Genomic DNA, 25,753 nt, shown 5'->3' on the forward strand with positions numbered 1-25,753 from the left:
ATTTTCCGTTTTTCTTTTCAATTTTTGTCGATCATACTACGACTTATTGATACGTTTTAGCCTAAACCAACAAGCTAAACGAAGCGAATGGGAGTGACAAAACGGTTTGATCGAAATTATCGTCTATTAAGAAACGGAAAATATCATGTTACAAGTACGTAAAAGCGGTGATCGCGGCGTTGCCGACCACGGATGGCTGCAATCGCGCCACACATTTTCTTTCGGACATTACCAAGACGCGCAACACACAGGTTTCGGCCCGTTATTGGTGATCAACGAAGATAGGGTTGCCCCCGGACAGGGCTTCGGCACCCACGGCCATCGTGATATGGAAATTATTTCTTACGTTCTCGACGGCGCTCTGGAGCATAAAGACAGCATGGGAACCGGTTCGGTTTTACATTACGGCGACGTGCAGCGCATGAGCGCCGGAACGGGCGTACGGCATAGTGAATTCAATAGTTCTCCATCAGAATCATTGCATTTTTTGCAAATTTGGATCGAGCCGGATGTGAAGGGCATTCCTCCCGGATATGAAGAAAAGCATTTCACGCCAGCTTCAAAACAAGGACAGTTACGCCTCATCGCCTCATCAGACGGGCGTGATGACACAGTGTTGATCCATCAGAATGCCTGTATTTACGCGGGAGTCCTTGGGCCGAAAGATCAAATCTCACATGATCTGGCAGCCGGTCGCACAGGATACGTTCATGTGATAAGGGGCGCGATAACGGTCAATGGTATCGTGCTCTCAACCGGTGACGCGCTAAAGCTGACAGATGAGGCGTTAATAACGTTGGCCCAAGCGGACGCGGCGGAAGTATTGGTATTCGATTTACCGTACTGACTATGCAAGTTGTCAGCTCAAGTCTTAACTATTGCAGATATACCAACGGCCGGCCTTTTCCGGTCGCTGCCGCCTGAATGATGCGCTGCGTTAAAATCATCAGGCTAGCTTTGTCGCTTTAATTGATCCCGTCAGATGCGCCAGTCGGGCTTTCAACCCGCTAATTCCGGTCCGAACGGACTTGTTTTAGTGGGAAAGGACACTATGTTAATATCCGAGGCGACATTTTTTGCAATGTAACAGCAAAAGCCATGCATTTCCCTAAGACTTTTTGATGGATGCTTTCGACGTATCAGGGCTTTTGCTCTAACTTAATGACCCTATTTAGTGACCTTATTACTGATTTCACCCATACCGATTGTCCTGACATCGCGCGAACAGGCAGTTACCAGCGCGCTTTTACATTCTCGGTGTACGATGACTGAATTAATTCCAGCCTGAATTATTAAATCTATTGATAAGGCACGTCATTCGTTCAATGACGTGCTTTTTATATTTAAGTAACGTATCTATCTCATGAGCACCCACATTACACCTAGTAACGCCGCCGCTGCCCAAATCCACGAAACACTGGAGTACGTCACTTCTTGCGAGTTGCCAACGCCTTGGGCAACCTTTCAGCTCCACGCTTTTATCGATCATCCTTCCGGCAAAGAGCATCTGGCACTTGTTCTGGGTGAGGTAACAGACGGATCGCCGGTGTTAGCGCGTATCCATTCAGAATGTCTGACCGGCGATGCGCTGTTTAGTCAGCGTTGCGATTGCGGTGCGCAGCTTGAAGGTTCGCTTCAGCAAATTGCAGCGGAAGGGCGCGGTGCGGTATTGTATTTGCGCCAGGAAGGGCGTGGAATTGGCCTGCTTAACAAAATTCGTGCTTACCGAATTCAGGATTCCGGGGCCGACACTGTTGAGGCGAATCAACAACTTGGTTTCGCAGATGATTTGCGGCATTACGGCATGTGTGAGCCAATGCTGCAACATCTCGGGATCAAGACATTACGCCTGATGACCAACAATCCGCGCAAGATGGACGCACTAAAAAAGATGGGCGTGCCCGTCGTTGAGCGCATCCCGCTGATCTTGAATAGAAATCCGTTTAATACCCGCTATCTCGACACCAAGGCGACCAAACTTGGGCACCTGTTACCTAATGAAGGAGCGGAACACCAGGACGAGCCTACCTAGACCGCGTAGACTGCGCCAAATAACGGCAGTCTTAGTGTTGTCGATGAGAACAACGGTTCGGCGTTTTTGCGATAAGATATTTGTTGGAGTTCCATGCGGTCTTTTTTGGTGTTTTTTGGTCTTATTGGAGAGCATGATGCGAAAATCTCTTTCATCAGCGTTAGTCGGCTGTGCGTTGCTATTGGCATCCTATGCTGCCAGCGCCGCTCAGATCGCTTTTAGCCAATCCGCATTCGACAAGTTACAAGCCGAAGGAAAGCCAGCGATTGTTTATTTTCATGCTGACTGGTGCCCAACGTGCAAAGTGCAAAAACCGATCGTTGATAGTCTTTTGAGGCAACCGGACATGCAAAGCATCACCTTGCTGATCGCCGACTATGACAAAGAAATCGCTTTAAAAAAAGCCATGCACATCAGCCAGCAATCGACCTTTGTCGTATTCAAAGGCGGTAAAGAAGTAACGCGCGCCACTGGTCAAACCACCAAACCTGCGATACAGGCGACGTTTGCTCAAGCACTTTAATGGATTTTGGATTCGCTAGTTATGGGCTCAGCTTTGCTGCTGGCGTCTTATCGACCCTGTCTCCATGCGTTTTGCCACTCCTACCCATCCTGCTCGCCTCCACACTCACCGCTCATCGATATGGGGTCTTCGCACTGGCTGCGGGATTGGCCCTGTCGTTCGCCACGTTAGGCATCTTTATCGGTGCAATTGGGGCATCCATTGGGTTGGGCCAGGATGGATTTCGTTTGGTAGCCGCGATCCTGTTTATCCTGTTTGCTCTGTTAATGCTATCAACGCGCTTGCAGCAACGCTGGTCTGTGGCGTTGGCTGGCATCGGAAGGTTGGGCAGCGAGGGATTATCCCGTGCACGAGTGGACGGGATGTCAGGCCAATTTATTATCGGACTTCTCCTTGGCATCATCTGGACGCCATGTGTTGGACCAACATTGGGAGCGGCTACAACGTTAGCCTCCCAAGGCAAGAATCTCCCCCAAATTGCGCTTCTAATGATCGTTTTCGGACTCGGTGCCGGTTTGCCTTTGATTGTGCTTGGAATGGCTTCACGGGCAGGAGTCGCTCGCGTGCGCGGCAAATTGCAAACCTTTGGACAGCTCGGAAAAACCTTACTCGGGACGATGATGTTGATCGTGGGCGGATTAATGTTAACCGGTTTGGACCGCACTATTGAAAGTTGGTTACTGTCCATCAGCCCGGAATGGCTGACTGTATTGACGACGCGTATCTAGCTTATTGGGTAGAGTGGTGACGGGATGGACAAGTTGATTGAGCAATACGCAAAATAACCAGGAGATAGCAATGACGAGTACCCATACAGTCGAGGACAGCGGCCAAGGCGCTGCCTCCACCGAAGCCACCCAGTTATCACAGTTGTATATGGAAGATATTGTTGTTGGCCAACAATTTCGGTCAGCGTCAATTCAGGTCACTGCGGAGGAAATTAAACGTTTCGCGCAGCAGTTCGATCCACAGCCATTTCATTTAGATGAGATTGCAGCAAAGAGCACATTCTTTGGCGGCCTGGCCGCAAGCGGCTGGCATACAGCCGCTCTCACGATGCGATTATTGGTGGAAAGCGGGATGCCGTTAGCTGGCGGTATCATCGGTGCAGGAGGAGATATTTCCTGGCCGCAGGCAACCCGCCCCGCAGACGTGTTACATGTGGAAAGTGAAATTATTACCCTGGCTCCCTCGCGATCTCGTCCTGATCGTGGCATGCTGCAAGTGCGGTCCCAGACAATTAACCAGAGCGGAGAGGTCGTCCAGATATTGAATGCAAAGCTGATGGTGTGGAGCAAATCATCCAAAGCCTGAACTAAGAGCCATTAAACGGAGTACCCACGGAATACCACCCGGAGGGCGCACTAACGACCATCAGACTAACAATCGAAACAAGGCATTTGTCATGGCAAAGACACCGCAAGTTCTGACAATCGACGCATGTCTGGAAAAATTGCAGGCAGGAGTAGCGAATGGCCGACGCTTCATCCTTGGAATCGTGGGACAACCAGGTTCCGGGAAATCTACCCTCGCTCAAACGCTCATGGCGGCTTTTCCGGGCACCGCGAGCGTGCTTCCAATGGACGGATTTCATCTGGCCAATAATGAACTAGACCGTTTGGAACGCGCAAACCGGAAAGGGGCCGAAGATACATTTGACAGCGGTGGGTACGTAGCATTGCTTAAAAGACTGCGCGATCAGGCTGCAGACGAGATTGTGTATGCACCAGAATTTCGCCGGGAAATAGACGAGCCAATTGCAAATGCCATTGCGATCCAGCCAGAAACGCAATTAGTGATTACAGAAGGTAACTATCTACTGCTTGATCGCGGCCATTGGCGCAAAGTTCAACGCATGCTGGATGAAAGCTGGTACCTCGAAATAGATACCGACTTGCGGCAACAAAGGCTGATCGCACGTCACATGCAGTTTGGGCGAGACTTTTCGACCGCGCAGGCATGGGTGCACCAGACCGACGAACCGAATGCGCGCTTGATTGCATCCACCCAGGATCGTGCCAATATGGTGATAAATTGGAGGCTCGGGGGTGAGGGACCACTTCCCTCGTAAGAAAAAATAGACCCATTAAGGTTGTAAATAAGGTTGTAAATCAGGTTGTAAATAAGGCTAAAAATTTGCTTCTGAGCTATATCATTAGTCATTCCTCAAAACAGGTAAAATGGAATCGGGACAATTGTTGTAACTATGGGATCGACTGCTGAAAGCACTATTGGCGCGCGGCAAAAACTGTCATCTATAGCCCCCGTCTCTAGCCTACGTTGTCGATAGCAAACACCACCAGGAGGCTGTATGTCACAAACTGTCGTTGGCGTTTTTGATAGCTATCAATCCGCCGAAAATGCGCAGCAAGAGCTTATTTCATCCGGTTTTGAATCCTCTGATGTACACATCCGCATGCATGCAGCGCATGCGGTGGCAGCAGGTACCGAAAGCGTCGGTTCCAGTCTGGTCGATAGCCTCCGTGAACTTTTGGGAAATCTATTTGGCGGTAACCATGAAGACATAGGTCATTACTCCGAAGCGGTACGGCGTGGTCATGTGGTGGTCGCGATCACCGTGGCAGACGATGCATTGGTAACAGTCGCGCAATCAGCCCTGCGTGGCGCGGGCGCTTTAGATATCGAAAAGCAAGTGGAAACCTGGCGAGAACAAGGCTATAACAGTTTTGATCCTGCCTCTGCGCCCTATACTGAAGAAGAAGTGCGTGCCAACCGCGCCAGAGTTCAACCAGCGCTGGAAGACAACCCCGACATCGCCCAGCAGACGGAGACATATCCCTCCCGTGCTTATCCGTTCCAGATGGCACAAACTCCCTATGACGACATCATGGGCAAGTCGGGCGGTGTCAATACCGGTGGGTGACTTCCTTAGCTGAGCCAAAGGTGTTGATTGCATGTTTTAAATGCGCATCTTGATCGCACCTATTGAGCGCACGTGAAAAATGCAAAAAATGGACGCACTGAGCGTCCATTTTTATACCTGCTGGCCTGATCAATCCAACGATTTTTGAATTGACGCAATTGAATTAGCTTTCAGAATGGTTAAATTCCAGGTTTCGGTCCGCCGTACCCCGTTCCATATTCGTCCATCGCACTCCGAAAGTTATGCTGTCAAAAAAGCACGCGCCGCTGTATATTTATTTGCTAAAGGAAATTAAATAGAAAAGGGCAGCATGCGACTTCACCTCAAATCGATCTTCAACGCCAGCTTGTTGGGAGCGCTCTGTTTGCATGGCGGTTTTGCCGTCGCTGCCAAAACACTGGTTTTTTGCTCGGAGGGCAGTCCAGAAGGATTTGATCCGCAACTTTACACCACGGCCATTTCTTTTCAGGCTTCTTCAGTGCCGGTGTTCGACCGATTGGTGGCGTTTGAAATTGGCACCACCAAAATACTGCCTGCATTGGCCGAGTCCTGGACGATCTCTGAGGACGGCCTTACCATCACTTTTCATTTGCGGCACGGTGTACAGTTTCAAAGCAATGCACGCTTCAAGCCAACGCGTGATTTCAATGCCGATGACGTGGTGTTTTCCTTTAACCGAATGGGCGACCCCGCTAACCCATTTCACCAACTTCCTACCGGGCAAAGTTTTGCCTACTACCTGGATATGGGGATGGATAAAATCATCGATAAAGTCCAAAAATTGGACAATTACACTGTTGTGTTCACCCTCAAGCATCCAGAAGCTCCGTTTATTGCGAATCTGGGAATGGATTTTGCCTCGATCATGTCAGCCGAGTACGCTGAAAAAATGAAAACGCTCGGCATGCCGGAGGTAATTAATCGCGAACCCATCGGCACTGGGCCATTCCAGTTTGTGGCGTATCAAAAGGATGCAGTTATCCGTTATAAAGCATTTGCCGGTTACTGGGGTGGCCGACCGAAACTCGATAATTTGATTTATGCTATAACGCCCGATGCATCGGTGCGGTACGCCAAACTCAAAGCCAATGAATGCCAGGTAATGACCCTGCCGAAACCGGCTGATATTCCCTTGATTAAAGCCAATCCTGCGTTTACCTTGCTGAGTAAGGAAGGATTAAATGTTGGATATATCGCCTTTAATGTCGAAAAAAAACCGTTTGATAACAAGCTGGTACGTCAGGCGCTGACGCTGGCAACTGATAAGAACGCGATCCTCAACATCGTTTATCAAGGCGCAGGGCAGGCCGCGAAAAATCCGATACCTCCCACGCTCTGGTCATATAACGATAAAGTCGTCGACTATGCTTATGATCCCGCGAAAGCCAAAGCGTTGTTAACTAAAGCGGGGTATCCGAATGGTGCCGAAGTAGAGTTATGGTATCTCCCCGTTACTCGCCCGTATAACCCGGATGGCAAGCGCATGGCCGAGTTAATCCAGTCCGACTGGGCAAAAATTGGCATCAAAACCAAGCTAGCCACTTACGATTGGGCAGAGTATGTCAAACGTAGCAATCAGGGTGAGCAACAGGTTATGATGTACGGCTGGAACGGTGATAACGGCGACCCAGATAATTTTTTCGCGACACTACTAGGTTGTGACAGCATCAAAGGCGGAGGGAATAAAGCGCGCTGGTGCAATCCTGCGTTCGAAACCTTGATTCAAAGCGCAAAACGCACCCCGCATCAGACCGAACGCGCACAACTTTACGAGAAGGCACAGCTGATCGTGCATGAAGAGGCACCGTGGATTACTATTGCGCATGCGTTACGTTATGCCGCCGTTCGGAAGAACGTGATTGGGTTCAAGATGTCGGTATTTAGTGAATACGAATTTCAAAAAGTCGACATGATGCCATAAGTGTCAATACCTTCAAGTATTTCAAGTTTCTCTCGCTATCTACCAACCTAACCTTTTATCGACATAGGAATATGACTATGAAAACCAGCGCCCGCAACCAGTTTTCCGGCAAGGTCAGCCAGATCAAGACCGGCGCCGTAAACGACGAAATCGAAATTACATTATCAGGTGGCGACAAGCTCGTCGCCGTCATTACGCGCGAAAGCACGCAAAACCTCGGCTTGCAAGTTGGCAGCGAAGCGATCGCGTTGGTCAAAGCTCCCTGGGTAATCGTAGCTACCGCTGATCATGGCATCAAACTCTCTGCCCGAAATCAGTTAAGCGGTAACGTGACCAAACTAACGCTCGGTGCGGTTAATGCGGAAGTCGTCATTCAGTTGCCAGGCGGAAATTCCGTATGCGCCATCATCACATTGGATAGCGCAACTGACTTGGATTTGGCAGAAGGGCAGCCCGCAACGGCGATTTTCAAGGCGTCCCATGTTATCGTAGGCGTGGCTGCATAATAGATAGCGCAATAGATACGGCCAATTTACAAGTATCGCGGAATTGGTGGGTTTGGTGATCTGATCTATTCTCACTCCCTTATACAGGGCGATAGGCAGAAACAGCACCGAAAAGGTGCAATTAATCCCAGTAAAAGGCATCTGTTAGGAATCGATGTTTCTTAATCGAAACTTTAACATTACCTAAGTCTACTGATCTTCGATTTGATTGCTCCTTTTGCCTCACTCCAAATAATTTCCTCGTCGCGGCCGGGAAATTGAGTCCACTGGAACAATGCTTGCTTAGTGCTATATATTTTCATATACACTTTCTGAACGCCACGAATCATGACAAATCTCCCAAAAGTCTTTCTGGTCGGCGCCGGTCCTGGCGATCCGGACTTGCTGACCTTAAAAGCAGCAAAAGCAATCGCCCGCGCCGACGTGATTTTGGTCGATGATCTGGTGAATCCCGCCATTCTTGAGCACGCCAAACCGAGTGCACGGATCGTGAATGTCGGCAAGCGGGGCGGCTGCAAATCCACGCCGCAAGCGTTCATCGAACGCCTGATGATCGCCGAGGCGAAAGCAGGGCAATGCGTGGTGCGGCTAAAGGGGGGCGATCCTTTTATGTTCGGCCGTGGCGGCGAAGAGCGCGACCATTTGATGGCGGCCGGAATCGCTGTTGAAGTGATCAATGGCATCAGTAGCGGTCTGGCGGCACCGTCATCTATCGGAGTACCACTCACGCACCGTGATTGGGCTCAAGGTGCCATCTTCATCACCGGTCATGGAAAAACACCCGAGTCGAATCCCGACTGGGCGCTATTGGCACAAACCGGACTAACGCTGGTTATTTACATGGGCGTTGCGCGCTGCAACGAGATCCAGGCAGCACTGTTGGCTGGCGGGAAGGCCGCATCCACGCCGGTCGCCGTGATTCAGTCAGCGACCATGGAAGAGCAATCACAACTTATCACAACGCTGGGAGAATTGTCGAGCGCGCTGGCAGCTGCGCAACTTGGCAGCCCGAGCATCATCGTGGTAGGCGACGTGGTACGGTGTGCGATGAATGCGGTTTCTTTGGATGTCGCCGATAAATGCGGCCGATCCGCGGCCCACCATTCGTAGTCAATTCTCGTAGTCAACTCGGGCGGTCTATGCTCGAAACCTGTTCATGCCTCGTCAGCATTTTTGATCGGTCTCGCAATCGCCATCGCTGCCATATGCAACCTGGCAACGCGTTTAAAATCATCGGATATACGGGTGTCTGCGCATACGCTGGCCCAAAACTGTTCTGCGAGCCCCAAAGCCTTGGGCAGTTGACGGAGATCGAGACGATCCAGACCCGATAAATTGAACGACCGCTGCACCACTTCGCCTTGCGAGTTTGGTCGATACATCATTGGCAGCATGTCATATACCGGCCGCAACGCAAACAATCCCTCCGCAGTCCAGGACAACGACAGATTCCCCGGATGGCGATCGGTGTTACCAATTAAAACCCCATACACGTCCAATAATTGAATCGCCGCCAGGTCGGCCTGAGATAACTTCTTCCGATTGGCAAGCAGTGTCGCAACATAGGACCAGGTTCTATCGGCAGCCCCGGTTTCGCCTAATAGCCCGGACAGAGAGACCATCGGGGTCCGCCCAAATCGCCCGACACGATCAAAACGGACCGATTCGAGGAATATGCGATTGTCCGCTACCAGAATGCTGGAAGCGGCGGCCAGAATGGCATTGTCACGTAACGTCGCGAGAGCAATATGTTCGGCAATCAGCAGATCGCCCCAACGCCGACCGCCGGCTGTGCGTATGTCAGGCGAGAATTTGACAATCACTGCGAGAGGATCATCTGTTTGATCATGCGCAACAGCGGCGGTGAATTTCGGTTGTTCGCCGCCGGCCGACGAGCCCACAGTTTCGCCTCTTAACGCACGTTCTGCCAATTGCGGATAACGCACTTCGCGCTCGGATGCCGCGATAACGTTATGCTGAACGTTGTCATTAACGTTTTGATCAACGCCTGATTTTCTCTCAAAGAAGCGCCGGTAAGACTCGTTGCCAATCACAAGATCGCCCATATTGTCTTCACCGCGGCGGGCCAGATAATACAACGCGTCATCATCCGTCCATTCCACAATATCGGCGGGAAGATTCAGATCTTTATTTTCTCGCGGGGCCAACCGCCCCAGAAAGCCTTGCGGCCTCAGATCTTGCAGAAAATACGGCAAGCCTTCGCAGGTAAACACGCTGTTAGAACCCGCAAATTGATAAGCGTACCAATGTCCCGACAATATGGTGAGTTGTGCGAACTCTAACGGTTCGCCATGCGCATTGATGCGGAAGATCGGTAACGATGGGCCGACATCACGAATCGACCGGGCCAGTCCATACACGGTTGCGCGCGCCGCACCGATTGCCAACACGTCGTCGCCAGCCATAGGCCACAAGCGCGAAAACGTGGGTTGGCTAATACCAAGCGCAACCGCCAGCGCCTTCGCGTTGGATGGCTCCCGGGTAAGGAGCTGACGCAATGTCGTTATTTGCTCTTTCTTATTTTTGAATAGCATATGAATAGATATTTAAAAAAACCGCAAGAATGAATAATTCATTTTTACAGTTTAATTGAATATCTATTGAATAGATACTTTATCGTGATATTGATGAAGAAGGGCAAGCGTCGTGAAAGCAAATACAGAGCTTATTTCCGTCCCGATCGAAGAAGTAAGCACCGTAATAATCCGGGTGGTAGTGCGGCCTCAAACCGGGCGGCCCGTCGCAGGTCGCGCCATTCGATAACGCTTTAGCATATACGGCGTCAACAATCGCGCGGCTGGGAGCAAGCAGGGCGATCATCTGACCATTACCAGCGGAGGCTTTTACCCGTTGAAGGGTTTGCCGATGACGAATAGCGGTCTAGGCATGTCCGGCGCAACCCAACCGGCCCACGATTTTTCAGGTTCGTTGAATTTTAAAGTCAATCCAAGAACCTGCATAATGTCGGAATAGAAATGGTACGCCGACGGAAAATCTGCCACACCAACGAAAACGTGCGAAATCAAGCTATTTCCTTCACTGATGATTTGAATGAAAATTTAGGCTTAGTTTCGCACTTTTTTAACGCGTATTTTGACGTTCCGATGCGCGGTGTAGAGATTTCATCAGAATAATCAAAAATACATCTGCAATCGGATTACACCCGTTCCAGCACAATCGCAATTCCCTGCCCAACGCCAATACACATAGTACACAAAGCATATCGTCCGCCCGTGCGTTGCAATTGATTCGCTGCGGTCATCACTAAACGTGCGCCGGAGGCACCTAACGGATGCCCTAAAGCGATAGCACCGCCGTTGGGATTCACACGGGGGTCATCGTCTTGCAAACCCAATTGTCTGAGCACGGCCAATCCTTGCGCGGCAAACGCTTCATTTAGTTCGATGACATCGAACTGATCAAGCCGTAAACCGGTCAGGGCCAATACTTTTAAGGTCGCAGGAAATGGTCCGATACCCATCACCCGTGGTGCCACGCCTGCGGTCGCCATGCCGACGATGCGAACCTTTGGCGTTAAACCATATTTCGATGCGGTGCTTTCATCTGCCAACAGCAGTGCACAAGCACCGTCGTTCACGCCTGAGGCATTTCCCGCGGTCACCGTGCCATCCGCTTTAACGATGGGTTTGAGCTTGGCCAGCGCTTCCATTGAGGTAGCACGAGGATGTTCATCCTTGCTAATAATAATGGGCTCGCCTTTCTTCGGCGTGAGGGTCACCGCCGTGATTTCACTATCAAAAACACCTGCTGTTTGCGCAGCAATAGCCTTCATCTGGCTGGCGAGCGCCATTTTGTCCTGATCCGCTCGATTGATGCCGTACTCGGTGGCCACATTTTCAGCGGTTTCCGGCATGGAATCGACGCCGTACCGGGCCTTCATCAGCGCGTTGATAAAGCGCCAGCCGATGGTCGTATCTTCAATCTTTGCAGCGCGTGAAAATGCGCTCTCAGCCTTGCCCATCACGAACGGTGCACGGCTCATACTTTCAACGCCGCCAGCAATCATCAGCCCCGCTTCACCGCTCTTAATGGCCCGTGCTGCAGTGCCAATAGCATCCAAACCTGATCCGCACAAACGGTTAACCGTTCCACCGGGCACGTCAATTGGCAGACCTGCCAGCAGTGCTGACATACGCGCAACGTTGCGATTGTCTTCGCCAGCCTGATTGGCGCAGCCGTAAATGACATCCGTAATGGCTTGCCAGTCGACCTGTGGATTGCGGGCGATCAAAGCGCGGATTGGGATCGCGCCGAGATCATCGGCGCGAACGCCCGATAAAGCGCCGCCGTAACGGCCAAAGGGCGTGCGTTGCGCATCGCAAATGAAAGCGTGGGACATGACTATCTCCGTGGACTAAATGGTTAGAATATTATTATTCGAAAGATGTTCGTTGCGCTCGCTTAGCGCGCCTGATTGATCAGTGTCACTGAAGTCAATTTTTGCAGGTCGTCGAACGTCATTCCTTCGACTATTTCGATCACTTTAGCACCTTCTTGGTCAAGATCGATGACCGCTAAATCGGTATAGATGCGACTCACGCACGCCACTCCGGTTAGCGGATACGTGCAAGCTTGCACCAGTTTGCTTTCGCCCGATTTGGTCAGATGTTCCATCATCACAAAGGTTTTCTTGGCACCGATTGCCAGATCCATCGCGCCGCCGACTGCCGGTATGGCATCCGGTGCGCCAGTATGCCAGTTTGCCAGATCACCACTGACCGAAACCTGAAACGCACCCAATACGCACACATCCAGGTGCCCGCCACGCATCATCGCAAAACTATCGGCATGGTGGAAATAACAACCACCGTCCAACAATGTCACAGGCTGCTTGCCCGCATTGATGAGATCGTAATCTTCTTCGCCCGCAACAGGCGCAGGGCCCATGCCGATGACACCATTTTCGCTGTGTAAAATAACTTCCCGGTCGCTCGGTAAATGATTCGCCACCAACGTCGGCAATCCGATGCCAAGGTTAACTACCGCGCCGTCCGGGATATCCTGCGCCACGCGCTGCGCCATTTGTTCTCTGGTCCATTTGCTCATTTTATTCTCGCTTATTCTGGTATGCGGCTGGCTGAAACTGGTATCGTCCATTTTTCGCCGCTGGTTATCCGACCGGATGCATCCGGCGATGATGTGCCTAAACTGATGCTGGCGAAGTTAAGCGGCTTTAAAGCCGGCCGGTCCGGTCGCAGTACGTGGAACCTCAACGACCCGCTGCACATATAGTCCGGGCGTAATAACCGCTTCTGGATCAAGACTGCCTAACGCGACGATTTCATGAACCGATGCAATTGTCACCTTCGCTGCGCTCGCCATTATCGGGCCAAAGTTACGCGCTGTTTTGCGATACGTCAGGTTGCCCCAACGGTCCCCAAACTCTGCCTTGATCAAAGCGAAATCGGCATGAATCGGACTTTCCAGCACATACATGCGACCATCGATTTCCCGGGTTTCCTTGCCTTCCGCCAGCAAGGTTCCAAAACCGGTAGGGGTAAAGAACGCACCGATTCCAGCACCGGCGGCACGGATGCGTTCAGCGAGATTGCCTTGTGGAACCAGTTCCAGCTCCAGTTTGCCGGAACGATATAAGGCGTCGAATATATGCGAGTCAGCCTGACGCGGGAAGGAGCAAATGATTTTGCGCACCTGGCCTGCCTTGAGAAGGGCGGCCAATCCGGTTTCACCGTTACCAGCATTGTTGTTAACGATGACCAAATCTTTTGCGCCGTGCGCAATCAGGCCATCGATCAATTCGGCAGGTTGTCCAGCCCCACCAAAGCCGCCGATCATGATCGTTGCACCATCATGAATAGTTGCCAGCGCTTCTCTAACTGAAGGAATAATTTTGTTAATCATGGTTTTTTTATGAACGTTGGGTTGAAATATCGTTTAAAGTTCTTATAGTGAACAAATATTCGTCCTTAGAACTTATTAAGCTAGAATAGACATCGGGCGCGTGGTTGTCAACGTTTGTTCGCATGCGTTTTGGTTGTTTTGTTGTTAATGAAGACGGACGGCGGAATGCACAACCGTGTAGAAACGCAGCCCATATCTTGCAACCGCACGCGTCCGTACGGATTGCCAGGCCGGCGATGCGAGAAACGGCGGCTAAGAGTAGACATGGTCATCGAGTATAAGAACGATTGTGATGCCGTAAGTCGTGATGGGAATTAAACAATGGATCGTGACTAATTGAGCGCGATAGCTGGCCGAACGTGACCACCTGTAGAGGAAATGTCAGGTGATTTCGCCAAGATAGCCAAACCCACCTGCAATAAGTTGATGTGATGACGCGTCTTCATCAGGCGCCATGATATCGGGCAGAGGGATTGCTACCGACCGTTTAATTGGAAGCCAGATCGTTTTTTGGCTTCGTCATCTTCGCTAACTGGTTAAACATGAATTGAGGAGCAAGGCGGCTCATCATCTTCAGTACGTTAGCAAGGCCGGGCCGAATTTCCAGCTTGCCCGCTTCTATCCCGGCGATCGCACGATCGACAAGCACCTTCACGTCCATTCCCTTTTGGCCCTTCATTTCCTCCGCAAATTCTCCCCGGAACAACGGCGTTTCGACTCCGGGAGGGGCCAGCTCAATCACAGTAACGTTGGTCCCTTTGAGCTGCGCGCGCAAAGATTGGGTGTATGAATGAATAGCGGCCTTGGTGGCGCAATAGACTGGCGATATTGACATAGGGATGAAAGCGAGCCCAGACGAGACGTTGACAATCAGCGCGCCATTACGCGTTTTGAGATGGGGCAAGAACTGCTGAATCATCCGCACCGGCCCGCTCAAGTTGATCTCGATCTCGCGTGTGACATCGTTCAGATCGCGGTGTAGATTAAGGTTTAGGTTGCGCATTATTCCAGCGTTGTTGATGAGCGTGTCGAGTGCTGGAAACTGGGTGAGCACCATCTCAAACAATATAGCGATAGCGGCGGGATCGCTCACATCGCTCTTAATGGTATGCACGCCAGGAAGTAGCTGCTTAGTTTCATCCAGCTTCTCTTGATCACGGCCAGTGACGATTACGGTATTGCCTCGTCGGTGAAGTTGCTTCGCCAATTCAAGTCCGATACCGCTCGTACCTCCTGTTATCAGGATCGTTTTATTCGCCAACTCCATATAGTTCTCCTTACCTTTTATTAATCGTACTTGCTCTGCCTATTATTGCGCTATACACTCTCTAAAAGAAAGTAGGCACGAAAAAGTTTCATACCTCCCTAAAAGAGAGTGTAAAAAGAGAGTTTGATAAAGAGAGTTAAGAATGGCAAAAATTTCGCAGTTCACCGAGGCGCAAGTTGCAGCGGCAAAATTTTATGCCGCGCAAACGCCACCCGACGATCTCGATCCCAGGATTGAAAGCTTAGTAAAGGATTTAATCGGAAAAGTGGCTGACAAATGGACGATGCTGATTCTTGAGGTATTAACGGAAAAAGGCGAACTGCGATTCACTCGCTTAAGCGAATTTGTCGAAGGTATCAGCCAAAAAATGCTTACGCAGACTTTGCGCCACATGGAACGCGATGGCTTGATTAAGAGGACCGTGCATCCCGTCGTGCCGCCAAAAGTCGAATATAAATTAACGCCTCTAGGCCTCAGCCTTGGCGCGGCTTTCTGCGGAGTATGGGTATGGGTCGCCGAAAACCTCAACCAGGTCGAGAAGGCGCGCAGCGAGTTTGACGGCAAGGCCAAGAGCGGCTGATTAACGGCCGAACGAACGGAGGGCACAGTCCCGCACGCGTAAAAGACGTGACATTGCAAGAGTCAAACTTTTCGGTGTCCATCGGGCGGCCCTCAATAGGGCACTCAAACGAGAAGCAGCGCCGTAAGCCAAAGTTTGTTTGTCAGAACACAGAACACAGAAGATTAGAAAGAGCACCTACCATGTCAGTTCCTGTCACCTTGGTTGATTCAGTTACCTCCGTCGTTGATCCGGCCGATACGGTGCCGGCTGAATCCCCGTTACTATCCACGTCGCTCACGTCTGACCAACCAAAACCCGGCGATAGTTATGTGCAGTCGTTCGCACGGGGCCTCGCTGTGTTGCGCAGTTTTGGTGCCGATGCGCCAGCGCAAACGCTCACGGAAGTAGCAGAACGTGCCGCTTTGACGCGGGCCGGAGCCCGTCGTATTTTGCTGACCTTATTACATCTGGGCTATGTCGCAACAGAAGGGCGCTTGTTTCGTTTGACGCCGAAGGTATTGGAACTTGGGTTTGCTTATTTGTCGTCTTTGCCGGTATGGACCCAGGCGCAGCCGGTGATGGAAGACCTGGTAGAAAGTTTGCGGCAATCTTGTTCCGCAGCGGTGCTGGACGGCGATGAAATTGTCTATATTCTGCGCGTGCCTGCGCATAAAATTATGTCGATCAACCTCGGCGTTGGTAGTCGTTTACCCGCTTACTGTACTTCCATGGGCCGCGTTTTACTGGCTGGTTCGCCGCCAGCCACATTGCGCGCCCGCCTCAACGAGATGGCACGCACCCGGCACACGCCACACACCATCGTCGATCCGGCCCAATTGGAGGCCGCAATCGTTCAGGTCAGAGTGCAGGGATGGAGTCTGGTAAGAGAGGAACTGGAACCAGGATTGGTATCAATGGCGGCCCCAATTGTGGATCGAAACGGCCGGGTAGTTGCAGCAATCAACATCAGTGGACAAGCAAATAATCCGAGTCCAACGCAGTTATTGGAAACCTGCTTACCCGCGTTATTGGCGGCTGCGGCCAAAATTAACATATTGGTGCGGGCACAACCGTAAGCTGAGTACGGTGAATAAGGTACGGCAGTGATGTCGGACCAATTCGGTTAAATAGCGACTGGCCCGGCATCTTGTAGCAAAACTTAATGCAAGAGCTGCCAAAGTATCAATGTGCCAGCCAGTCCGACCACCGAGACAATGGTCTGCAATACCGACCAGACCCACAGAGTTTGTTTCAGCTGCAATCCGAAGAATTCTTTCACCATCCAGAACCCAGCATCATTCACGTGACAGAAAAACACTGAACCGGCACCGATTGACAGCGCGATCAACGAACCTTCCGTCGCCGTCATACCCATCGCCAGCGGTGCCAGAATACCTGCCGTGGTGGTAGTCGCCACGGTGGCGGAGCCAGTCGCCTGACGCAGCGCCACAGCGATTAACCATGCCAGCAAAATATATGGCAGATGGGCCATCTCCGCCGCCTTACTGATTGTCGTGCTCATGCCCGCATCCAGTAACGTCTGTTTCAGACCGCCACCGGCGCCGATGGTCAATAGCAGCACGGCAATCGGGGCCAGGCTTTTGCGCAATAAATCACCGACGCGCTCACGTGGCAAGCCGCTGCCCCAGCCCAAAAAGATCACCGCCGCCAATACCGCAAGTCCCAGCGCCACTAATGGTTCACCAAGGAATTTCAACATCAAAGCCAGCTGACTTTCTTTTGGCATCGCTACTTTCGCCAATGTGCTGCCTAACATCAGAATCACCGGCAATAAAATAATGAGTAACGACAGCGCGAAACTCGGCTGCTGGTTCTTAGTTTCTTTAGCGCTATAAACGGCACCCATCGTGGCAGGCAGTTCAATCGGCATGCGACGCGACAACCAGATTCCGTATACAGGACCCGCCAGAATGACGGCGGGCACGGCAATGATAAAACCCAGCAACATCGTTAGCCCGAGATCAGCATGCAAAGCGCTGACAGCGATCAGCGGCCCCGGATGCGGTGGCATCAACGCATGCAGCGTCGTCATCCCAGCCAGTGCGGGAATCGCAATCTTCAACAACGGTTGACCAGAGCGGCGCGCAATCACGAAAATGATCGGCACCATCATTACCAGACCGACTTCGAAGAACAGCGGCAGACCAATGACCATCGCCACCAACGCCATTACCCATGGAAGAGAGCGCCCGTTGGCCTTGCTCAGCAGTGTGGTTGCGATTCTGTCAGCCGCACCGGACACGGCCATGAGCGCACCCAGCATAGCGCCGAGCGCAATGATAATGCCGGCTTCGCCCAAAATGCCACCGGCACCTTTACTAAAAGCTTTAGCAACTAATTCAGGAGGTAATCCCGCCCCAATGCCCGCGATAAAAGTACCGACAAGAATCGACAGAAAAGGCGGCAACTTGGTCGCGCTGATAAGGAAAATAATGGCCCCAATCGCCACCGCACAACAAACAATAAGACGGGTATCGTGGGCGATCCACAAGGCGTTTGACAGATCCAACGGTATCTCCTTCGGGTGATATTTTTAAAATTAGGCGCTACGATATACTATTTTCCCTTGGCTGACCGACGTCCTTGATCACAAATGGGTTATCCAGCGCGATTGGCCTATGGTTTGTACCTTTTCGGATAAGAAGTTTTAGGAGTAATGCCCTAAAAGTGGCCCTCAATGCTTCGCACCATGGCGACCAGGCGCGGATAATCGTTAAACGCTTTCCAGAAGTTGCCGCAATGATCTATACTTCTTTCGTCCCTGAAAAGGGAACGGGTTTAGCAGCCTGACCGCAATCGAGCGCACAAACGGCTTCACGCCGTATCTTTACGTGTGTCTGCCTTCGTTCGCCCTCAAAGGGCGGCGGTGGTGGGGAAGCCTTCGGGCTTGCTGGGTTTTCTTCTTTTGCTCCAGTCTGCTAACCCCGCTATTTGCCGCCCACCCTACTTAGCAGCGGGGCGCGGTATCACCGCAAAAAAGGAATTAATAATGTTCAGCACCATCTTATCTATCTCACGTCGTTTTACTATCGTTAAGTCCTGCACCGCTCTCACCGGCCGGGGAGCACAATCATGAGTAACCCACGCATGACGCCAACCGAATCTTCAACCGCACCGGACTCACTCCATCAAGCATTTTCCTGGGTCCCTTCCACGCATAAAAACGAAGAGGTTGCGGAATTTTATGCTCTCACCAAGGATATCTGCCGTGGTCTGCAGACCTGCGTTGAGATCGCGCATTTCAGCACCATGGACAGAGATAGCGAGACCACGCCCATGCTCAATGTTGAAGACACAGATCGCTTGCTGCGATTAGTGGCAACGTCATCGAAGATGCTGGCAGAAGCTGCCGAGGCGCGAATTGACAATCTGGCGTGTGGTACTGGGAAGAGTGCCGAATAACGTCACATGCTGACGTCATAAATCATTCGCCGGTCGAAACTATACCGGCGAATGCATGACTGCGGGTCTTGATTGCGACCGCAGAATGATACGATTTTTTAGCCGTTCTCCAGCTCGCGCAGGCTTCGTCGCATGATTTTTCCGGTGACCGTGGCTGGTAGCATCTCCATGAAACTAATCTCGCGTGGGTATTCGTGTGCGGCCAAGCGTAAGCGTACGTGGTCCTGAATCTCTGTGATCAATTGCGCGGAGGGCGCAAATCCATCCGCCAGGACGATGAATGCTTTCACGATCTCGGTACGAGACGGATCCTTTTTACCGATCACCGCCGCCATTTTTACCGACGGGTGACTCAGTAGACATTCTTCAATGGGACCAGGACCAATCCGATAGCCCGAGCTAGTGATCACGTCATCATCCCGACCAACATAGCGGATGTATCCGTCAAAATCAATTTCGCCTAAATCCCCGGTTAACAGATACCCACCAGCAAATTTTTCTGCAGTCGCGTCCGGATTGTTCCAATACCCCAAAAACATGACCGGGTTGGGCGACTTAATGGCGATATTTCCCGTAACGCCCGCACTGACTGGAACGCCGTCGTCGCTAACAATCGCCACCTCATGTCCGGGGACAGCAAATCCAATGGTGCCGGACTTTCGCGGGAAGAGACCCGCACATCCGGAGACCACCATATTGCACTCCGTTTGTCCGTAAAATTCATTAATGGTGACACCTAACGCTGCTTGTCCCCACGTGATGAGCTCGTCACCCAGAGACTCGCCTCCGCTGGCGACTGTCCGTAAGGAAAATTGCCACTGCTTGCGCGGATTGGTTTCTGATCGCAACATCTTGAGTGCGGTCGGCGGGAAAAAGATATTACGAACCTTATGTTTTGCGATCAGGACGAATACGGCGGCCGGGTCGAACTTTTCAAAGCGTCGCGCCAACACCGGAACGCCGTGGTAAAGCGAGGGCATAAGTACATCGAGCAAGCCGCCGATCCACGCCCAGTCTGCGGGCGTCCACATGAGATCATCTTCTTGCGGAAAAAAATCATGCGATATTTCTACGCCAGGTAGATGCCCAAGTAACACCCGATGTGCATGCAGCGCTCCCTTGGGCTTGCCGGTCGTACCTGAGGTGTAAATGATGACAGCCGGATCTTCCGCAAATGTATCCACTGGCGTGAACAAAGTCGATTCATTATGAAAGCTTTCCCAGAACGGCAGATAACCTTCTGTATCGTCCGCAGGATTCGCATCGGCGGCACTGTCAGAGTCGATGCAATACACTGATCGTAAGAGAGGCAATTCGGGACGAATATCTTTCATTTTTTTGGCACCCGCGATGTCGGTAACCAGAATCGTGGCGCCACTATCGCTCAGCCGAAAGTGCAGGGCGTCGGGGCCAAAAAGATAAAATAGAGGAAGTGCAATGGCACCAAGTTTGTAAGCTGCCATATGCGCGATAACGATCTCCACACATTGCGGGGCAAAGATGCCGATTCGATCGCCTTGGGTGACTCCCTGCGAACGCCAATGATTGGCCAGCTGATTTGAAAGAGCTTTCAGCTGATCATAGCTGTACGTGGTGACATCACCAGCGCGATCCTCGACGATGATCGCGGGTCGTCCAGAACCATCGGCCCATCGATCACACGCTGCGACTGCGATGTTAAATCGTTCTGGTACTTCCCAGGTAAACTGGGTCTGTACTTCGGCGTAAGTCTGCTTCTTTTTGAGCATGCGGGTCTCCTTATTCAGGCGCTTCGTTAGTTGTCTTTTTTGGTCATTTCTTATGTACTGTTAAACGATACGTTTTGCAGTAGCCCGGTCCTCAATTGCAGAGAATCGAATGTCCTCATCATATGCGCGATTTGGCCCATAAAACATCTAGGGCGGGTTTTTATAAAAACCCGCTAAAAGGAGAGGGGACGCATTAGCGAATTTATCGTTGCGATTGAGGGGAGAGTGGTTTTGGCTGCATCAGGCCGGTAGGTCCATCGAAACGATGAAAAACCCGCAACATTTACACATTACTTCGGCCATACTAGCCGCATGTCAACAGCATTGGATTTTGTCTACTATGATAATTCTTTACCATTGCATGAGCGCCCGTTCTTTCCGCCCGTTATGGATGCTCGAAGAACTAGGTCTGCCGTACGAATTACGGATGCTGCCATTTCCGCCTCGCGTGACGTTCAGGCGCTATCTGGATGTGAATCCGCTTGGTACAGTGCCGACACTGCTGGACGGCGCGGTAAAAATGACCGAATCAGCGGCGATCTGCCACTATCTGGCGTCACAGGTGCCGGGCACGTCAATGGATGTGGCGCCGCAAGAGGCTGGCTACGGGGCTTATCTGAACTATCTGCATTTTGGCGAAGCAACGTTAACCTTTCCTCAGACCCTGATACTTCGCTACACCCATTTTGAGACAGGCGAACGTCAAGCACTTCACGTCGCCGAGGACTATACCAAATGGTTTTTATCACGCCTGCGCAGCCTCGATCTGATTCTTTCCCGTAACGATTATCTGGCGGCCAACCGCTTCACCGCCGCGGATGTTTCCGTCGGATATGCGTTGCTCCTTGCGGAGCATCTTGGTCTGTCTGGTCGGTTCACGCCTGCCGTATTAGCTTACTGGCAGCGTCTGCGTGGGCGCGACGGCTTCCGGCGCGCAATGGACTCTCAAGAACGGGCGGCGCTGTCGCAGGAAATTGCGACCGTGCCGGCACCGGATTTTCGTCCGCCAGGATGAATTAGGTAAATAAATTATCGAATCCGCACCTCGGGGTGAGTTTTGAGGAAATTGACTTCTATTATTTAACATAATACTAATTATGCGAAGTTGTGACTTCTTAAAAATCACTTGATCGAGCGTTTAGCTTGGCCCACTATATTGTCTAAAGGAAATAAAAATGAGAATCCAAGCGCTTGGTACGGTAGCCCGGCAGAGTTCCTCTATTTCTTCCAGAATGTACCCTTTAACATTATCGCAAAAGAACCAAACCGGTTCGAAAAATTTGTGAGCGCTTGAAAGTTTGCGCCGCTGAGAGCAACTATCCAGCGCTGTAAAATCAAAATCCATGATTGTCTCTTGTCAACTCACAAGCCGCATACCAGCTGTTTTTGCTGCGTTTCCATCGAAAGTAACGGTAAGTTCACAACCTGCTCGGTTTGCGGATCGCTCGATCATAGATTGCAGATATTGCATGGTCTTCGTCTGATTTCGAGTTCTTAACACGCCAGCAGGGTTAATTCATTAATAACGATTTCGAGACCCTAAAAAACTCAAAACCGATAACTCGCATTCAAGCCCGCTAACCAATTGCGTCCCGGTGCGCTTTCATAAAACTGGCTGCTGGCCTGATTAACGATCACAGATCCTACGTAGGAGTGATCAAACACATTATCAACCCGCGCAAATTCGGAGATGGCCCATTTTCCAATCGTCTGCCGGAAAACCGCGCGCAGGTTCATCAGGCTGTAGCCGCCGGCGTAGGCTTTGTTCAGGTCGTTAGCGGCCATGCTGCCTGCTGCTCTCCCCTCCACCGCTAGCTCAAGCGAATTGTCAGATTTACGCCAGACCAACTCGGCGAATAATCCTTGTTTCGGCACGCCAGGAATGCGGTTGCCGCTCGCCACGTTGTAGGAAGTCGTCGCATTATTAGCGGTATTCGTAATGTTTTCGGTGTAACCCTGTGCCACCTTGGCGTCCAGCAGCGTGTAGGCTACGTTAGCTTGCAAGTGATACGGCAGTTGGAATTCCGTACTGAGTTCCAGCCCATCACGCCGTGTTTTGGGCGCGTTCATATACGATGATTTTCCGCCGTTGCTTGCCGCAATCACGATGTCATCGGTGGTGTCAGCGTGAAACAGAGCCACTTTTACCTGCCCGCTCTTGGAAATTTCGCTCTTAAATCCTATTTCGATCTGTCTTGTTTTGGCGGCGTTGATGCCAATATTGCCGGTATTCGTGCCGCCGAAATTGACATAGCCGGGGCTATAGATGATCTGATTGAGCGTCGGTGTATCAAAGCCGGAACCGAAAGACACGTACACGTTCGCATCTTCCTGCACGTAATATTGTGCCGATGCCATCCCCGTCACCGCTTGATAGGTATGCGAGCCTAATGAGGCTAGACTATTGTTGCTATTCGCGCTCAGCGTAATTTGCGATTGGCGTAATCCACCGGTGAATGCCAGGCGGTCGGTAGGACGTATCTCCCCCTGCAAATAGAAGTCCAGATTGCGCGCTTCCATCGAATAATCTTGATCAGTCGGCGCAATTTTCTCCTGACCTGCGATATTGGAGAACGTTAAGCGGTGATCTCTGTTTTCGTTTCCATCGATTCCGGCAACGACTTTCAGCGGCACGCCCCCGATATTTTCCGTGTGCAACCATTTGCTATCCATACCAAAAAAATCGCGCTTCAGATTCACAACGCCGTTCACCGTTGAGGCGAGATACTGCTCGGTTTTGCGCTCACCACCATACGGCGTAAAGGTAAGTGAGTCGGTAGCGCTAATACGCTGGTCCAGGGTTACGCCAAGCTGTGACTGATCGACACTTTTGCGCGTGTTAAACGTTGTTGCGCCCGTGCCCGCCCCTCTTGGATTTGCCTGTAACTGGGCGGCAGTCAATCCCAATGGATCAAGCGCAGTCAGATGCACCTTGTTGGCGACAACGGTAATGGCAGTGTCCGGCGTCAGTTTAAAATGCAACTTCGCATTTTCATTATTCCTATCGGTAGTACTGTGATCGCGGTATCCGTCTGTATGCAACGCGCCCGCATCCAAGAGATAGTTGAACCCCTTTTCATCGCCGTCGATTTTTACGCCGTACTTGCGCTGTCCGAACGATCCTAACGAAAAATAAGGCATTATTTCCGCACCAGGCTTCCCATTCTCCGTGAAGACACTGATTACACCGCCAGCGGAATTGCCATACAAGACAGAAAAGGGGCCGCGCATGACTTCAATATGATCGGCGGAAGCCAGATCGATGTGCGAAATCTGGCCTTGCCCATCAGCCGCCGTCCCGGGTATGCCATCCACAAATATTTTGATGCCACGCGCACCGAACGCGGAGTTCGCGCCAAAACCTCTTGAAGAAATCAACAAATCTTGCGCATAATTTTGCCGATTCAGCGCAAAAATACCGGGTGCGCGCGCAAGCGGCTCCGACATATTCTGTTCAGCGGTGCCGTCGTGAATCTGTCGAGAATTCACGACATCAATTGACGCAGCAGTGTCCATGACCCGTTGTTCAGTCCGACTGGCTGACACCACCACTTCCTGAAGCGGCTGTGACGCGTCTTCAGCAGCTATACTCAAGGAGCAAAATGTGCTGAGTACGCCAAGCGAAGCCAACACGTAAGGCGAAGTCCTCTGTAGTTTTTTTAAGTTGGAACGTACAGAACCTGCAGAGAAATGCAAAAACATTTTACGTACTCTTTAGAGAAGCATCTGTCGGTAGTACCGTAGCCATCGATCAGTCGATGCTTCGGCGCCACCAGCATATGTACAACAATCAGTGTCAAAAGATGAAAACATCACTTTGTGAATATTTAAGAAACATTTTCGCAATTGCGGATTCTGCCATGGAATCGCCGATATCCGCATAAAGTTTTTATTAATTAAGTGAAAGAAGCATATCCTTCTGGCGTTTGTCGACCGTGTTCATCAAATTGATTTGTGGTTGAGCGTGTTGGCTCCCGGCATCTGACACAGTTGTCCCTGGATGGGCCGCCGACATTCGCAGTTCTAGCCGCGCTGGCACTCATCCTCAACCGATAAGATTACTTCGATGGGTTCTGCGCTTTCTGCGCCTGTAACCGAGTAAGCGACTCCTTGATATCATCTTGTGCCAAGGTTAGCCAGCGTTCGCAGATGTTCAGCTCCGTGCGATAGGTGTGTGCCAGCGCGGCCCCTAATGTTCCTCGGGCAATGAGGTCGAGCGCTTTGTGAACCGCCAGTCGGCGGTTAGGCTGACTGACCTCACATTGGTAGGCAACGTGCCGTTGAAGATGCTCGCGAATCAAGTGGTAGGCCTCACCGGCAAGTTGGCGGGCGCGCTGATCAATCGCACCATCGACCACGGCCGGTCTGGCGATAGCAGGAGTGGCCATTCCTGTAAGCAAAAGTGTATTGACATCAATGGTTTCAGGGCCTTTGCTATGATTTTCGTATTGGCCGTTGTTCAGGATGATGGGTAATGCTACGTGCGTTACCCATCGCTTGAATGCCTTGGCCCGATGGTGGCGACTGCGCAAGATTAAGCTGTACAGGCCTGAAGCGTTGATGAGGTTATTTTTTTGAGGATGACCTGTGGCATCATTGGAAATAACGCTATCCAGTTCGTCTGCATCGAGCCGAAACAAGCTCTGCCCCGGATTCGTGATGTGCAATATCCCACTGATGTCGCTCGCGAAGAACCAGAATTGTCCGTTCTTTTTGATCGTGCGCACGGAGCTAGTGCCGTAGGTGAGGATAACCGGCAGATTTGACGATTGGTAAATGGTGGACGCGGCGTTCTCCCTTAATTGCTCAATGCCACAACTTTCGGGGTGGCATTCCGGCTCCTAAGGTGTGTTCAGCACCACTGGCAAAGAGTAAGCGCCGTGATAATTTCCGTCAATCAAAGACTCAAATTAGTCGACAGGGATGCATTCCTCGAAACAAACTAGTACGCAAAATAACCTCGCGTACTAGTTATAGTCGGCA

The 25,753-nt window shown here is 51.3% G+C and carries 24 protein-coding genes; 14 read left to right on the forward strand and 10 right to left on the reverse strand.

The features are described 5' to 3' along the window. The first annotated feature begins 145 nt into the window (after window positions 1–145). The 10 genes from JQN73_RS20060 (at window position 146) to cobA (ending at window position 8,976) form a co-directional block, all read left to right on the forward strand. Window positions 146–847 carry a pirin family protein gene (locus tag JQN73_RS20060; RefSeq protein WP_205320689.1) on the forward strand — a complete coding sequence of 234 codons (702 nt, stop codon included), beginning with the start codon at window positions 146–148 and terminating at the stop codon, window positions 845–847. Between the two features lie 516 nt (window positions 848–1,363). Next, window positions 1,364–2,032 (forward strand): GTP cyclohydrolase II, encoded by a 669-nt coding sequence (gene ribA, locus JQN73_RS20065; RefSeq protein ID WP_205320690.1) that lies wholly within the window; start codon window positions 1,364–1,366, stop codon window positions 2,030–2,032. A 133-nt stretch (window positions 2,033–2,165) separates the two neighbouring features. Then, window positions 2,166–2,555: a thioredoxin family protein gene (locus JQN73_RS20070; RefSeq protein ID WP_240162338.1), complete on the forward strand. Its 390-nt coding sequence runs from the start codon at window positions 2,166–2,168 to the stop codon at window positions 2,553–2,555. Next, on the forward strand, window positions 2,555–3,283 hold the full coding sequence (locus JQN73_RS20075; RefSeq protein WP_205320691.1) for a cytochrome c biogenesis CcdA family protein: 729 nt from the start codon (window positions 2,555–2,557) through the stop codon (window positions 3,281–3,283). Before JQN73_RS20070 ends, JQN73_RS20075 begins: the two co-directional genes overlap by 1 nt. 148 nt (window positions 3,284–3,431) lie before the next feature. Next, window positions 3,432–3,869: a MaoC family dehydratase gene (locus tag JQN73_RS20080; RefSeq protein WP_240162611.1), complete on the forward strand. Its 438-nt coding sequence runs from the start codon at window positions 3,432–3,434 to the stop codon at window positions 3,867–3,869. A 91-nt stretch (window positions 3,870–3,960) separates the two neighbouring features. Continuing rightward, the gene (locus JQN73_RS20085) at window positions 3,961–4,626 is read left to right on the forward strand and encodes a nucleoside/nucleotide kinase family protein (protein ID WP_205320693.1); all 666 of its coding nucleotides are present in this window, start codon (window positions 3,961–3,963) and stop codon (window positions 4,624–4,626) included. Between the two features lie 240 nt (window positions 4,627–4,866). Next, the gene (locus tag JQN73_RS20090) at window positions 4,867–5,439 is read left to right on the forward strand and encodes a hypothetical protein (RefSeq protein WP_205320694.1); all 573 of its coding nucleotides are present in this window, start codon (window positions 4,867–4,869) and stop codon (window positions 5,437–5,439) included. Window positions 5,440–5,749: 310 nt separating this feature from the next. Continuing rightward, entirely contained in the window at window positions 5,750–7,360 is a 1,611-nt protein-coding gene (locus JQN73_RS20095) for an ABC transporter substrate-binding protein (RefSeq protein WP_205320695.1), read from the forward strand. Between the two features lie 77 nt (window positions 7,361–7,437). Further along, the gene (locus JQN73_RS20100) at window positions 7,438–7,866 is read left to right on the forward strand and encodes a molybdopterin-binding protein (protein ID WP_205320696.1); all 429 of its coding nucleotides are present in this window, start codon (window positions 7,438–7,440) and stop codon (window positions 7,864–7,866) included. Window positions 7,867–8,193: 327 nt separating this feature from the next. Next, window positions 8,194–8,976 (forward strand): uroporphyrinogen-III C-methyltransferase, encoded by a 783-nt coding sequence (gene cobA / locus JQN73_RS20105; RefSeq protein WP_205320697.1) that lies wholly within the window; start codon window positions 8,194–8,196, stop codon window positions 8,974–8,976. Window positions 8,977–9,020: 44 nt separating this feature from the next. On the opposite strand, the gene yjjJ is transcribed toward cobA, so the two are convergent. The 6 genes from yjjJ to JQN73_RS20135 form a co-directional block, all read right to left on the reverse strand. Continuing rightward, complete coding sequence (gene yjjJ / locus JQN73_RS20110; RefSeq protein ID WP_205320698.1) at window positions 9,021–10,421, reverse strand: type II toxin-antitoxin system HipA family toxin YjjJ; 1,401 nt, start codon at window positions 10,419–10,421, stop codon at window positions 9,021–9,023. Window positions 10,422–10,500: 79 nt separating this feature from the next. Next, window positions 10,501–10,707 carry a VOC family protein gene (locus JQN73_RS22885; protein WP_370551267.1) on the reverse strand — a complete coding sequence of 69 codons (207 nt, stop codon included), beginning with the start codon at window positions 10,705–10,707 and terminating at the stop codon, window positions 10,501–10,503. A gap of 337 nt (window positions 10,708–11,044) precedes the next feature. Further along, entirely contained in the window at window positions 11,045–12,247 is a 1,203-nt protein-coding gene (gene pcaF, locus JQN73_RS20120; RefSeq protein WP_205320699.1) for a 3-oxoadipyl-CoA thiolase, read from the reverse strand. 62 nt (window positions 12,248–12,309) lie between these two features. After that, complete coding sequence (locus JQN73_RS20125) at window positions 12,310–12,954, reverse strand: 3-oxoacid CoA-transferase subunit B (protein WP_205320700.1); 645 nt, start codon at window positions 12,952–12,954, stop codon at window positions 12,310–12,312. A 117-nt stretch (window positions 12,955–13,071) separates the two neighbouring features. Next, window positions 13,072–13,770, reverse strand: coding sequence for a 3-oxoacid CoA-transferase subunit A (locus JQN73_RS20130; RefSeq protein ID WP_205320701.1), 699 nt, complete (start codon window positions 13,768–13,770; stop codon window positions 13,072–13,074). A gap of 487 nt (window positions 13,771–14,257) precedes the next feature. Then, window positions 14,258–15,037, reverse strand: coding sequence for an SDR family oxidoreductase (locus JQN73_RS20135; RefSeq protein WP_205320702.1), 780 nt, complete (start codon window positions 15,035–15,037; stop codon window positions 14,258–14,260). A gap of 142 nt (window positions 15,038–15,179) precedes the next feature. Between JQN73_RS20135 and JQN73_RS20140 the strand changes: the two genes are divergently transcribed. Together JQN73_RS20140 and JQN73_RS20145 are read left to right on the forward strand one after the other, a co-directional pair. After that, window positions 15,180–15,617, forward strand: coding sequence for a helix-turn-helix domain-containing protein (locus JQN73_RS20140; protein WP_205320703.1), 438 nt, complete (start codon window positions 15,180–15,182; stop codon window positions 15,615–15,617). 182 nt (window positions 15,618–15,799) lie between these two features. Beyond that, a complete protein-coding gene (locus JQN73_RS20145) occupies window positions 15,800–16,675 on the forward strand; it encodes an IclR family transcriptional regulator C-terminal domain-containing protein (protein WP_205320704.1) in 876 nt (291 codons plus the stop codon). 83 nt (window positions 16,676–16,758) lie between these two features. On the opposite strand, the gene JQN73_RS20150 is transcribed toward JQN73_RS20145, so the two are convergent. Then, complete coding sequence (locus JQN73_RS20150) at window positions 16,759–18,135, reverse strand: gluconate:H+ symporter (RefSeq protein WP_205323486.1); 1,377 nt, start codon at window positions 18,133–18,135, stop codon at window positions 16,759–16,761. A 557-nt stretch (window positions 18,136–18,692) separates the two neighbouring features. On the opposite strand from JQN73_RS20150, the gene JQN73_RS20155 reads away from it, so the two are divergent. Next, a complete protein-coding gene (locus JQN73_RS20155) occupies window positions 18,693–19,022 on the forward strand; it encodes a hypothetical protein (protein WP_205320705.1) in 330 nt (109 codons plus the stop codon). Between the two features lie 98 nt (window positions 19,023–19,120). Here the strand turns inward: JQN73_RS20155 and JQN73_RS20160 are convergent, their stop codons facing one another. Further along, window positions 19,121–20,770: an acyl-CoA synthetase gene (locus JQN73_RS20160; protein WP_205320706.1), complete on the reverse strand. Its 1,650-nt coding sequence runs from the start codon at window positions 20,768–20,770 to the stop codon at window positions 19,121–19,123. A gap of 340 nt (window positions 20,771–21,110) precedes the next feature. On the opposite strand from JQN73_RS20160, the gene JQN73_RS20165 reads away from it, so the two are divergent. Further along, window positions 21,111–21,785 (forward strand): glutathione S-transferase family protein, encoded by a 675-nt coding sequence (locus JQN73_RS20165; RefSeq protein ID WP_205320707.1) that lies wholly within the window; start codon window positions 21,111–21,113, stop codon window positions 21,783–21,785. Between the two features lie 533 nt (window positions 21,786–22,318). Here the strand turns inward: JQN73_RS20165 and JQN73_RS20170 are convergent. Together JQN73_RS20170 and JQN73_RS20175 are read right to left on the reverse strand one after the other, a co-directional pair. Further along, complete coding sequence (locus JQN73_RS20170) at window positions 22,319–24,364, reverse strand: TonB-dependent receptor domain-containing protein (protein WP_205320708.1); 2,046 nt, start codon at window positions 24,362–24,364, stop codon at window positions 22,319–22,321. 464 nt (window positions 24,365–24,828) lie between these two features. After that, the gene (locus JQN73_RS20175) at window positions 24,829–25,497 is read right to left on the reverse strand and encodes a Bro-N domain-containing protein (protein WP_205320709.1); all 669 of its coding nucleotides are present in this window, start codon (window positions 25,495–25,497) and stop codon (window positions 24,829–24,831) included. Window positions 25,498–25,753 lie beyond the last annotated feature (256 nt).

Origin of the sequence: Glaciimonas sp. PAMC28666 (assembly GCF_016917355.1) — a bacterium.
Lineage (GTDB): Bacteria > Pseudomonadota > Gammaproteobacteria > Burkholderiales > Burkholderiaceae_D > Glaciimonas.

Excerpts from the sequence above, each read along its gene's own strand:
- JQN73_RS20085 (WP_205320693.1), top strand. The coding sequence starts at position 3,961 with ATGGCAAAGACACCGCAAGTTCTGACAATCGACGCATGTCTGGAAAAA.
- JQN73_RS20140 (WP_205320703.1), top strand. The coding sequence starts at position 15,180 with ATGGCAAAAATTTCGCAGTTCACCGAGGCGCAAGTTGCAGCGGCAAAA.
- JQN73_RS20060 (WP_205320689.1), top strand. The coding sequence starts at position 146 with ATGTTACAAGTACGTAAAAGCGGTGATCGCGGCGTTGCCGACCACGGA.
- yjjJ (WP_205320698.1), bottom strand. The coding sequence starts at position 10,421 with ATGCTATTCAAAAATAAGAAAGAGCAAATAACGACATTGCGTCAGCTC.
- JQN73_RS20135 (WP_205320702.1), bottom strand. The coding sequence starts at position 15,037 with ATGGAGTTGGCGAATAAAACGATCCTGATAACAGGAGGTACGAGCGGT.
- JQN73_RS20090 (WP_205320694.1), top strand. The coding sequence starts at position 4,867 with ATGTCACAAACTGTCGTTGGCGTTTTTGATAGCTATCAATCCGCCGAA.
- JQN73_RS20080 (WP_240162611.1), top strand. The coding sequence starts at position 3,432 with ATGGAAGATATTGTTGTTGGCCAACAATTTCGGTCAGCGTCAATTCAG.
- JQN73_RS20070 (WP_240162338.1), top strand. The coding sequence starts at position 2,166 with ATGATGCGAAAATCTCTTTCATCAGCGTTAGTCGGCTGTGCGTTGCTA.
- JQN73_RS22885 (WP_370551267.1), bottom strand. The coding sequence starts at position 10,707 with ATGATCGCCCTGCTTGCTCCCAGCCGCGCGATTGTTGACGCCGTATAT.
- JQN73_RS20160 (WP_205320706.1), bottom strand. The coding sequence starts at position 20,770 with ATGCTCAAAAAGAAGCAGACTTACGCCGAAGTACAGACCCAGTTTACC.
- JQN73_RS20100 (WP_205320696.1), top strand. The coding sequence starts at position 7,438 with ATGAAAACCAGCGCCCGCAACCAGTTTTCCGGCAAGGTCAGCCAGATC.
- JQN73_RS20075 (WP_205320691.1), top strand. The coding sequence starts at position 2,555 with ATGGATTTTGGATTCGCTAGTTATGGGCTCAGCTTTGCTGCTGGCGTC.
- JQN73_RS20165 (WP_205320707.1), top strand. The coding sequence starts at position 21,111 with ATGATAATTCTTTACCATTGCATGAGCGCCCGTTCTTTCCGCCCGTTA.
- ribA (WP_205320690.1), top strand. The coding sequence starts at position 1,364 with ATGAGCACCCACATTACACCTAGTAACGCCGCCGCTGCCCAAATCCAC.
- pcaF (WP_205320699.1), bottom strand. The coding sequence starts at position 12,247 with ATGTCCCACGCTTTCATTTGCGATGCGCAACGCACGCCCTTTGGCCGT.
- cobA (WP_205320697.1), top strand. The coding sequence starts at position 8,194 with ATGACAAATCTCCCAAAAGTCTTTCTGGTCGGCGCCGGTCCTGGCGAT.
- JQN73_RS20095 (WP_205320695.1), top strand. The coding sequence starts at position 5,750 with ATGCGACTTCACCTCAAATCGATCTTCAACGCCAGCTTGTTGGGAGCG.
- JQN73_RS20145 (WP_205320704.1), top strand. The coding sequence starts at position 15,800 with ATGTCAGTTCCTGTCACCTTGGTTGATTCAGTTACCTCCGTCGTTGAT.
- JQN73_RS20130 (WP_205320701.1), bottom strand. The coding sequence starts at position 13,770 with ATGATTAACAAAATTATTCCTTCAGTTAGAGAAGCGCTGGCAACTATT.
- JQN73_RS20125 (WP_205320700.1), bottom strand. The coding sequence starts at position 12,954 with ATGAGCAAATGGACCAGAGAACAAATGGCGCAGCGCGTGGCGCAGGAT.
- JQN73_RS20155 (WP_205320705.1), top strand. The coding sequence starts at position 18,693 with ATGAGTAACCCACGCATGACGCCAACCGAATCTTCAACCGCACCGGAC.